9 protein-coding genes are annotated in these 9,164 nt (G+C 58.4%); 3 read left to right on the top strand and 6 right to left on the bottom strand.

The window, feature by feature from the left end; genetic code table 11:
* Together AC1DRJ_RS13830 and AC1DRJ_RS13825 are read right to left on the bottom strand one after the other, a co-directional pair.
* The coding region (locus AC1DRJ_RS13830) for a response regulator transcription factor (protein WP_477802650.1) at window positions 1–164 on the bottom strand (164 nt) is incomplete at its 3' end.
* A 32-nt stretch (window positions 165–196) separates the two neighbouring features.
* Window positions 197–1,564: a cache domain-containing protein gene (locus tag AC1DRJ_RS13825; protein ID WP_477802649.1), complete on the bottom strand. Its 1,368-nt coding sequence runs from the start codon at window positions 1,562–1,564 to the stop codon at window positions 197–199.
* Between the two features lie 397 nt (window positions 1,565–1,961).
* On the opposite strand from AC1DRJ_RS13825, the gene AC1DRJ_RS13820 reads away from it, so the two are divergent.
* Window positions 1,962–4,022, top strand: a complete 2,061-nt coding sequence (locus AC1DRJ_RS13820) for a carbon starvation CstA family protein (RefSeq protein WP_477802648.1) — start codon at window positions 1,962–1,964, stop codon at window positions 4,020–4,022.
* Window positions 4,023–4,032: 10 nt separating this feature from the next.
* Window positions 4,033–4,230: a YbdD/YjiX family protein gene (locus AC1DRJ_RS13815; protein WP_477802647.1), complete on the top strand. Its 198-nt coding sequence runs from the start codon at window positions 4,033–4,035 to the stop codon at window positions 4,228–4,230.
* A gap of 113 nt (window positions 4,231–4,343) precedes the next feature.
* Here the strand turns inward: AC1DRJ_RS13815 and AC1DRJ_RS13810 are convergent, their stop codons facing one another.
* Together AC1DRJ_RS13810 and potE are read right to left on the bottom strand one after the other, a co-directional pair.
* Entirely contained in the window at window positions 4,344–5,249 is a 906-nt protein-coding gene (locus AC1DRJ_RS13810) for an amino acid ABC transporter substrate-binding protein (RefSeq protein WP_477802646.1), read from the bottom strand.
* Window positions 5,250–5,297: 48 nt separating this feature from the next.
* Complete coding sequence (gene potE / locus AC1DRJ_RS13805; RefSeq protein ID WP_477802645.1) at window positions 5,298–6,638, bottom strand: putrescine-ornithine antiporter; 1,341 nt, start codon at window positions 6,636–6,638, stop codon at window positions 5,298–5,300.
* A 94-nt stretch (window positions 6,639–6,732) separates the two neighbouring features.
* On the opposite strand from potE, the gene AC1DRJ_RS13800 reads away from it, so the two are divergent.
* Window positions 6,733–7,074 (top strand): potassium channel family protein, encoded by a 342-nt coding sequence (locus AC1DRJ_RS13800; protein WP_477802644.1) that lies wholly within the window; start codon window positions 6,733–6,735, stop codon window positions 7,072–7,074.
* Between the two features lie 22 nt (window positions 7,075–7,096).
* Here AC1DRJ_RS13800 and ppk2 read toward each other — a convergent pair whose 3' ends face one another.
* Window positions 7,097–7,915, bottom strand: a complete 819-nt coding sequence (gene ppk2, locus AC1DRJ_RS13795) for a polyphosphate kinase 2 (protein ID WP_477802643.1) — start codon at window positions 7,913–7,915, stop codon at window positions 7,097–7,099.
* Window positions 7,916–8,027: 112 nt separating this feature from the next.
* Window positions 8,028–9,164 (bottom strand): SulP family inorganic anion transporter (locus tag AC1DRJ_RS13790; RefSeq protein WP_477802642.1); only part of this gene is annotated, 1,137 nt, incomplete at its 5' end.

Raw genomic sequence — 9,164 nt, 5'->3', positions numbered from 1 at the left:
AGGTCCGGCTGGCAACGCCCGACCATCTCGATCGCCTGCGCACCGCTTTCGGCTTCGCCCACCACTTCCAGGGGCGCCATGACTGCCAGCAGCGCTTTGATCCCGTCGCGGACCAGGGAATGATCGTCGACCAGGGCGACGCGGATCGGGTAGGGCAGGCTCATCGCGGGTATTCACTCTTCTTGTAAAGGGTAGGTCAGCGTTTCGTTACGGGGGTTTTCATCGGCAGCTGTACGTCCAGTTCACTTCTGCCGGGTATCGAAATCAGCTCAAAACGTCCGCCAAAATGTTCGACACGCTCACGGATGTTACGCAGGCCAATGCCCGCATGGCGACGTTCGACCTGGGCGACGTTGAAACCGATACCGTCATCCACCACGCTCAGTCGTACCGATTCTTCAGCGCCGTGCAGGGTAATGGAAACGCTCTTTGCCTGGGCGTGACGTTCGATATTGGTCAGGCCTTCTTGCACAATCCGGAACAGCGCGACTGCCGCGCCATCGACCAGGTGACAGTCGAATTCATTGTCGTCGTAGGTGACTTTGAGACCGCTGCGTTGTTCGAATTCGGCAGCGAGTTGGCCGATGGCCGCCGGCAGGCCCAAGGTATCGAGCAACGAAGAGCGCAGGTCGTGCGAGAGGCTGCGGACCTCGCCAATGGCTTCGCMCAAGCGTTCGGTGGCGTCCTTCAATGTGCTCAACCCCTTGTCATGGCCTTGTTCATTCTCCAGCAGATGGGTGGCCAGTTCGAAGCGGAACTTGATCGACACCAGCAATTGGCTGATGCCGTCGTGCAGCTCACGGGACACCCGTGACCGTTCTTCTTCCTGCAGGCTGACGATACGTTGGGTCAGGCGCTGCAGCTTTTTATCCGCCAGGCGATGTTCGCTGACGTTGAGTGTCATGCCGCTGGCAAACACGAACAGCACGGCCACCAGCGCAACGACGGCAATCGCCAGCATGGTTTTGCGGATGCCCTGAGCCACTTCGTCACGCGCCTGTTGGGTGGCGCGTTCAACGTCCTCAAGGTAAATACCGGTGCCGAGCATCCAGCCCCAACGATCCAGCATCACCACGTAGGCGAGCTTGTCGGATACTTGGCCAGTAGAGGGCTTGTTCCAGGCGTAGCGCTGAAAGCCTTCGCCTGATTGCGCACTTTTGAGCAGTGCCTGAATCACCGGCAAACCGTGCGCGTCTTTCATGTCCCACAGGTACTTGCCCACCAGTTCCGTTTGACGCGCGTGCATCAGGCTGCGGCCTTCGTGGTCGTAGACGAAGAAGTAGCCATTGATACCGAAGCTGAGCTTGCGCAGTTCTTCCAGGACTTGCTGCTGGGCGTGCGCGTCACCGTKACCGTCGTCGTACAGCGGGGYGATCAGGCTTTGCGCCAATTCGACGTAGTTTTTAAGTTCGGCACGCTTGCTGGCCAGAATGCTGTCTTCGATCAACTGCGCCTGTTGATCGCCCAGTTGTCGATTCAGTGAAATCACCAGCGCGCAGATCACCGCGATGGCCAACACCAGCGGCAGAATCCCGAGCGAGACGATTTTGTGTTTGAGCTGCATCTGGGTTCCTGACCGGACCGAAGAAAGGCGAAGGCCGGCATCATAGGCCAAAGAGATGCAACTCCAGTAGCGCTGCTGGACGGAATGACCACTGACCAGGATATCCGTCAACTGATACAAATCCCCTGTGGGAGGGGGCTTGCTCGGTAAAGCGGTGTGTCAGTCAACATCAATGCCAACTGACGGATCGCTTTCGCGAGCAAGCCCGCTCCCACAGGGTTTTGCGTTTCAACAGGTAGATCAGTGGGCGTCTACGTAGAACTACGTAGACGCCACGTACGTAGTAACGCGGATTTATTTGTAGACGGCATGCGCGGATATTGGGCCAGCTCCGCACTTGCGGGCACAATTATAAAAATTACCGCCGCAGTCACTGGCTGTCGGCAGGAGACACGCTATGCCCCGTCTGGCTAAACACCTCGCCTGGTTTGCCGTGGCTGTTCTGGGAGCGTTTGCGCTAAGTGTCGTGGCCCTGCGCCGCGGCGAAGCGATCAACGCCCTCTGGATCGTAGTCGCAGCCGTCGCCATCTACCTCGTTGCCTACCGCTATTACAGCCTGTTCATCGCCACCAAGGTGATGCAACTGGACCCCAATCGTGCCACGCCCGCCGTTCTCAATAATGACGGCCTGGACTTCGTGCCGACCAATAAACACGTACTGTTCGGTCACCACTTCGCGGCCATTGCCGGCGCCGGGCCTCTGGTCGGGCCGGTGTTGGCAGCGCAGATGGGCTACCTGCCCGGTACGCTGTGGCTGATCGCCGGCGTCGTGCTGGCGGGTGCGGTTCAGGACTTCATGATCCTGTTCCTGTCCACGCGCCGTAACGGTCGTTCCCTGGGCGACATGGTCCGTGAAGAAATGGGCCGAATCCCCGGCACCATCGCGCTGTTTGGCTGCTTCCTGATCATGGTCATCATCCTCGCGGTGCTGGCGCTGATTGTGGTCAAAGCCCTGGCCGAGAGCCCATGGGGCATTTTCACGGTCATGGCGACCATCCCGATTGCGATGTTCATGGGCGTTTACATGCGCTACATCCGCCCGGGCCGTATCGGTGAAATCTCCGTGATCGGCGTGCTGTTGCTGCTGGGTTCGATCTGGTTGGGCGGGCAGATTGCCGCTGACCCGGTCTGGGCCAAGGCGTTTACCTTCACCGGCATTCAGATCACCTGGATGTTGATCGGCTACGGTTTTGTCGCTGCAGTGTTGCCGGTATGGCTGATTCTGGCCCCGCGTGACTACCTGTCGACCTTCCTGAAAATCGGCACCATCGTCGCCTTGGCCATCGGTATTCTGGTGACCATGCCTGATCTGAAAATGCCGGCACTGACCCAATTCATCGACGGCACCGGGCCGGTGTGGAAGGGCGGTCTGTTCCCGTTCCTGTTCATTACCATCGCTTGTGGCGCGGTCTCAGGATTCCACTCGTTGATCGCTTCCGGCACCACGCCAAAGCTGTTGGCCAGTGAAGGTCATGCCCGTTACATCGGTTACGGCGGCATGTTGATGGAGTCGTTCGTGGCCATCATGGCGATGGTTGCCGCCTCGGTGATCGAGCCAGGTGTGTACTTTGCGATGAACAGCCCGGCGGCTTTGGTCGGTGCGGATGCTGTTTCCGTCGCTCAAACTGTCAGCAGCTGGGGCTTTGCAATTACCCCGGAAGCCCTGCAAGCGGTGGCCAAGGACATCGGCGAAACCAGCATCCTGGCCCGTGCCGGTGGTGCGCCGACCCTGGCGGTCGGTATCGCGCAGATCCTGCACCAGCTCCTGCCGGGTGAAAACACCATGGCGTTCTGGTACCACTTCGCGATCCTGTTTGAAGCGCTGTTTATCCTGACTGCTGTCGACGCCGGCACCCGTGCCGGGCGCTTCATGCTCCAGGATTTGCTCGGTTCCTTCGTGCCGGCGCTGAAACGCACTGACTCCTGGACCGCCAACCTGATCGCCACCGCTGGTTGCGTGGCGATGTGGGGTTACTTGCTGTATCAGGGCGTGATCGACCCATTGGGCGGGATCAACACCTTGTGGCCGCTGTTCGGTATCTCTAACCAGATGCTGGCGGGTATCGCGCTGATGTTGGCGACCGTTGTACTGATCAAGATGAAGCGCCAGCGTTATGTGTGGGTCACCATGCTGCCAGCGGTCTGGCTGCTGATTTGCACGGTGACTGCGGGCTATATCAAGCTGTTCGACGCCAACCCGGCCATTGGTTTCCTGGCCCTGGCCAAGAAGTACAGTGACGCATTGGCCAACGGTCAGGTGCTGGCCCCGGCCAAGAGCATCGACCAGATGCAGCACGTGGTCTACAACGCCTACACCAACGCAACACTGACGGCGCTGTTCTTGTTCGTGGTCTTCAGCATTCTGTTCTTCGCCCTGAAGGTCGGTATCGCCGCCTGGGGCACCAAAGAGCGCACGGATAAAGAAGCGCCTTACCAGGCGATTCCGCAGGCGTCATGAAGGAGGGGCTATGTTCAATGACCTGAGTCGTCTCGGTAAATACCTCGGTCAGGCTGCACGCCTGATGGTGGGAATGCCCGATTACGACACCTACGTCGAGCACATGCAGAACAAGCACCCAGACAAGCCGGTGATGAGCTACGAGGTGTTCTTTCGCGAACGCCAGGAAGCTCGTTACGGTGGCAAGGCCGGGCCCAAGTGCTGTTGATGCACTAGGCCCAGGCACAAAAAAACAGGAGCCCGGCTTGCCGCGCTCCTGTTTTTTTTGCGGGCCCTTTGCCAGATTTACTCGCGGGCCTTCACCGTACGAGTTTGCCGGTGCTAAGGCAGCGCATAAACCTTGAACAATTTCCTGGTCGTTTCGCTAACGCCTTCCAGGTACTTGTCGTAAGCCTGTTCGATCTCGCCGGATCGGTACATTTCACTCAGCGTGGTGTCGACCAGCAGACGGAAATCTTCATCGTCACGCGGTACCGCCATGGCCGTCGGGGCGTACTCGAAAATTCGCTCCAGCAGGACCAGATTGCCGGTGGGGTAATGGCTGTCGAGGAGGTTCCTGAGCATCATCCGTTCGCTGAACATGGCATCCGCTTTACMTTCGGCAACCAATTCCAGGCCGGCGGCGGTGGTGTCGACAGTGATCAGGGTGGCGACCACACCGAGCAAGCGCATCTGCTGACGAATCCATGCCTCGGTCACGCCGCCCTTGATGGTGACATAGGTTTGGTTGGTCAGCCCRTGGTTGACGGTTGCACGCCAGGTCGGTCCGGTATGAGCGACTTTGCCGTTGAGCACATCCAGCAGCGGTGCCGGGGCATCCTGATGTACTGCCACGGAGAGACCTGCCGTGTAGATGGGTACCGAGTAGCTCACTGACTTGCGGCGCTCAAGTGTCCGTGGTGTCGGCGTGCAGAGAATGTCGACCTTGCCCGAGCTGACGGCACTGATCTCATCAGCGGCGGTAACAGGCTGGTAGCGCACTTGCAACTCGGGCAACCCCAGCTCGGCCTTGACTTTATCGGCGATTTTTTCGCAAAGCCCAATGGCATACCCCTGAATCTTGTCACCTTCCTTGTAACTGAAAGGGGCGAATTCCGGCAGGTAGCCGAGGGTCAACGTATTGCTCGAACGCACACGTTCAAGGGTGCTGGCACCGGCCAGTAGCGGCACTATCAGCAGCAAACAGGCAAGCAGTTGTGCGGTGGTTTTGGTGCGTTGTCCGTTCATGTCCCGATTCCCCATGTGCAGATGTCAGTGCTGTCCAGAAATCCAGGTCTAAGGGGTGTCGACCCTGGGCTGACCGGTTGCAGACACAGTGGCAAAGCGCTTGGCGAGCAAGCCATAGAGCGGGTATCCGAAGGCCAGGACCAGAGCGCCGCCGAAAACGGCGTCCTTGCCGCAGGCATGCAGGGCGTACAACGAATAGGCGACCGCGATCAGCAACGCCGGTGTATTACGCAGATAGACCTTTGGCGACACCGAGGCCTTGTACATCATGACAAACAACCCGGTCAGTGCCGTCACGTAGGGGATCAGGTTGGTCACGGCGGCAAGATTGACCAGCTTTCCGAACTGCTCGCTGGCATTGGGTGAAATGGTCGACAAGGCCATCAGTGTCTGCAACACACCGCAGGCGAGCATGCCCATGAGCGGGGCATTGCGTGAGTTGACCTTGCTGAACAGTTTCGGAAACATCCCTTGGTCAGCGGTCATCTTCGCCGTTTGCGCCAACGTGAATTGCCAGCCCAACAGCGAGCCGACGCAGGCCATTACCGCCAGCGCCATGATGATATTGCCGACCATGGGGTTGAACATTTGCGCGTAGACAAGCGCGAAGGGCGCCGATGCGTTGGCCAGTTCAGCGTTGGGAATGATGCCCTGAATGACGGTCGTCGACAGTACGTAGACCACGGCTGCGCCGAGGGTGCCAAACAGACAGGCGAGCGGTACGGTGCGCTTGGGATTCTCCACCGCATCGGAGGCTTGGGCCGCGGACTCCATGCCCAGAAAAGCCCACAGGGTCAGCGGGATCGCCTTGCTGATCGCTTCAGAATTGGTGAGGTTGTTCGGGTTCCAGGCAGCCACCAAGACATCGGACTTGAACCAGAACCAGCCGATAATGCTCAGCCCCGCTACCGGGATGATCACCCCCCAGACGGTAATTGCCCCGATCTTGCCGGTGATGCCGGGGCCGCCGAAGTTGGCCACGGTGGTTAACCACAACAGGCCCACGGTACCGATGAACAGGGGAATTGCGCCGCTGCCCAGCCAGGGCAGGAATGAGGTCATGTAGCCCACGGCGGAGATGGCAACAGCGACGTTGGCTATGGCCAGCGACAGAAAGTACAGATAGGAACAGAGGAAGAAACCTGATTTGCCATGCGCCTCTTCGGTGTAGGCGGACAGCCCGCCCGAACGCTGACAATAAATACCGCATTGGGAAAAGCAGTAGGCAATCGCCATGGAGCCGACGGCGGTGACGATCCAGGACAGCAATGATATTGCCCCGAGTTGAGCCATGCTCGTCGGCAGCATGATGATGCCCGACCCCATCATGTTGACCATCACCAGTGTGGTGAGCCCCATCAGGCTCATTTTTTTGCTTGAGTCGGCCATCTGAATCTCCTTTTTCCACACTTGTGCCAAGCTGTCAGCTGTCGGTACCCACGCAATCAACTGTAGCTAACGTAAACCTCAGGAAGCTCAAGACATGAAACATTCCTTCGCAAAGCACGTCCGTAGAGAGTTTTACAAAACAGTGTGGTTTTACTTCCTTGTGGTCTGGCCGATTTTCTCCATCCTGTTGTTCACGATTGTGTTGTTCGGAATCATCATTGGCCAACTGGAAGGGTGGGGGCCGTTTGACGGTATCTACTTCGGGTTCATAACCGGCTTGACCATCGGATATGGCGACCTGGTACCGAAAACGACCCTCGCACGTATCCTTTCAGTCGCGCTCGGTTTCAACGGCGTGCTGATGACGGCGATCTTTGCAGCCATCAGTATCCGGGCCATCGAAGAAACATCGAAAGCGGCCCATCCCGAGGAATAGGCCGCCGCGTCGTGCTGAACCCTCAATAGGGTTCAGCGATGTATTTGAACGGGTAGTTGGCGGCCTTGTAGCTGCCGATTTTACGTTTGGGCAGAACGACTTTTTCCTGCTTGATCTTCTTGTAGGGAATGTTCTCCAGCAAGTGAGTCAGCACATTCAACCGTACGGATTTCTTGTCTTCGGAGCGGGCGACATTCCAGGGTGCCCATTCAGTGTCGGTGGCTTCGAACATATCGTCACGGGCGCGCGTGTAGTCGTCCCAGCGGTTGTAGGATTTGATGTCCATCGGTGACAGTTTCCAGACCTTGCGTCCGTCGGTGATGCGTTCCTTGAGCCGCCGAGCCTGCTCTTCCGGACTGACTTCCAGCCAGTACTTGAACAGCAGCACGCCGGAGTTGACCATAAGACGTTCGAACATCGGCGCCAGTGCCAAAAAGCTGGTCACCTGTTTCTCGTCGCAAAACCCCATGACCCGCTCGACACCCGCACGGTTGTACCAGCTGCGGTCGAAGATCACGACCTCGCCAGCCGCCGGAAAGTGCGGCATGTAGCGCTGCAAGTACATCTGGCTTTTTTCTCGCTCGGACGGTGCCGGCAGGGCCACCACACGAAACACCCGCGGGCTGACGCGCTCGGTCAGCGCCTTGATGGTGCCGCCCTTGCCAGCGCCGTCACGGCCTTCGAAAACCACCACCACTTTGGCACCGGTGGCTACAACCCACTGCTGCAATTTGACCATCTCGACGTGCAGGGTCTTCAGCTGGGCTTCGTACTCTTTGCGGCCAAGCTTGTCGGCTTTTTGGTCAGCGGAGTCGGCTATTTCACGATCATTTTTTTTCATCGTAATACTTCAACCTCAGGGTGGCTTTGAATGCGCTGCGTAGCGGTTTTAATCACCGCTACGGCTTGYGAGTAAAGGGTAGTTCAATTTTCCAAGGGCACGATGACGCAAGTCACCCGCCAACCGGGCAACGTGTGAAATTCACGGTCGATCGGTGCAGCCTCTGATAATGCGCAACGGCTTGCTCCAGATTGAGGAACATGCGTGTGTTGCCCAATGCGTGGCCCAACGGAGCATGGCTAACCATTGCGCAAACGCTTGGGCTCATGCCCACCAGCCACAATGAAATGCCCTTTTCGCGCAAGCGCTGTTCCGCCGCCGTGAGCATTTTCAAGGCGGTGTATTCCAGATCGAAAACACTGCGCAGATCGAGAATCACAACGCTGGGTGCTGCCTCCACAATCATCGGCCGAATTTTCGAACCCAGGCGTTCGGCATTGGCAAAGAAGATGCGACCTTCAGGTCGCAACAGCAATAGCCTCTCAAAGTGTTCATCGTCGTCAGTCTCGGCGGACGGCGGGCGATAGATATTGGTACCGGGTTTGCGCCCCAGTCTGTGTACGGGTGGATCCGAGACCTGGTAGGCCAGCGCCAGCAACGAAACAATAATTGCCACGACGATACCCTGCAGCGTCCCGAGCACCATGACCCCGACCATGGCCACAAGCGCCCAGATAAACTCTGTGCGGCGTACCGACAGGATGTCGCGAAATTCCGAAGGCTGGATCAGGCCTATCGAATACACAATCACCACGGCGGCGAGTGTGGCATTGGGCATCAAACCAATGAACGGTGCGATCAGCAGGCACGTCCCCAGTGCCAACCCGGCAGTGATCAACCCCGCCAGTTGCGATTGCGCGCCGGCCAGGCGATTGACAGCCGTTTGGGTGGTCCCACCCCCGGCGGCCATGGCCCCGAGAAACGCACCGCCCAGGTTGGCAACGCCTGTCGCCACCAGTTCACGGTTGGGCTGCAGTGCGGGCTCATCACTGCGGGCAAATGCACGTCCCGCCGCGATGGTTTCGGTAAAGCTCATGAGCGCAATCCCCATGGCCGACGGCCAGAGTTCGGACACGATCGACCAATTGGGCAGTGTCAACGCTGGCAAACCAATTGGAACAACCCCCACGGCCGACACACCGAACTGCTCCAGATTCAGCACACTCATGCCGACGATGCCGAGGGCGACCGCAATCAGCGGTGCCGGCAATCGGGGGGTAAAGTGCTTCATGCCGATCAGGATCAACAC

This window comes from Pseudomonas sp. P5_B2 (genome assembly GCF_056400445.1).
Note: the sequence above shows the minus strand (reverse complement) of the source record. Positions and strands in the feature narration are given on the sequence as shown.

Excerpts from the sequence above, each read along its gene's own strand:
- AC1DRJ_RS13815 (WP_477802647.1), top strand. The coding sequence starts at position 4,033 with ATGTTCAATGACCTGAGTCGTCTCGGTAAATACCTCGGTCAGGCTGCA.
- ppk2 (WP_477802643.1), bottom strand. The coding sequence starts at position 7,915 with ATGAAAAAAAATGATCGTGAAATAGCCGACTCCGCTGACCAAAAAGCC.
- AC1DRJ_RS13820 (WP_477802648.1), top strand. The coding sequence starts at position 1,962 with ATGCCCCGTCTGGCTAAACACCTCGCCTGGTTTGCCGTGGCTGTTCTG.
- AC1DRJ_RS13800 (WP_477802644.1), top strand. The coding sequence starts at position 6,733 with ATGAAACATTCCTTCGCAAAGCACGTCCGTAGAGAGTTTTACAAAACA.
- potE (WP_477802645.1), bottom strand. The coding sequence starts at position 6,638 with ATGGCCGACTCAAGCAAAAAAATGAGCCTGATGGGGCTCACCACACTG.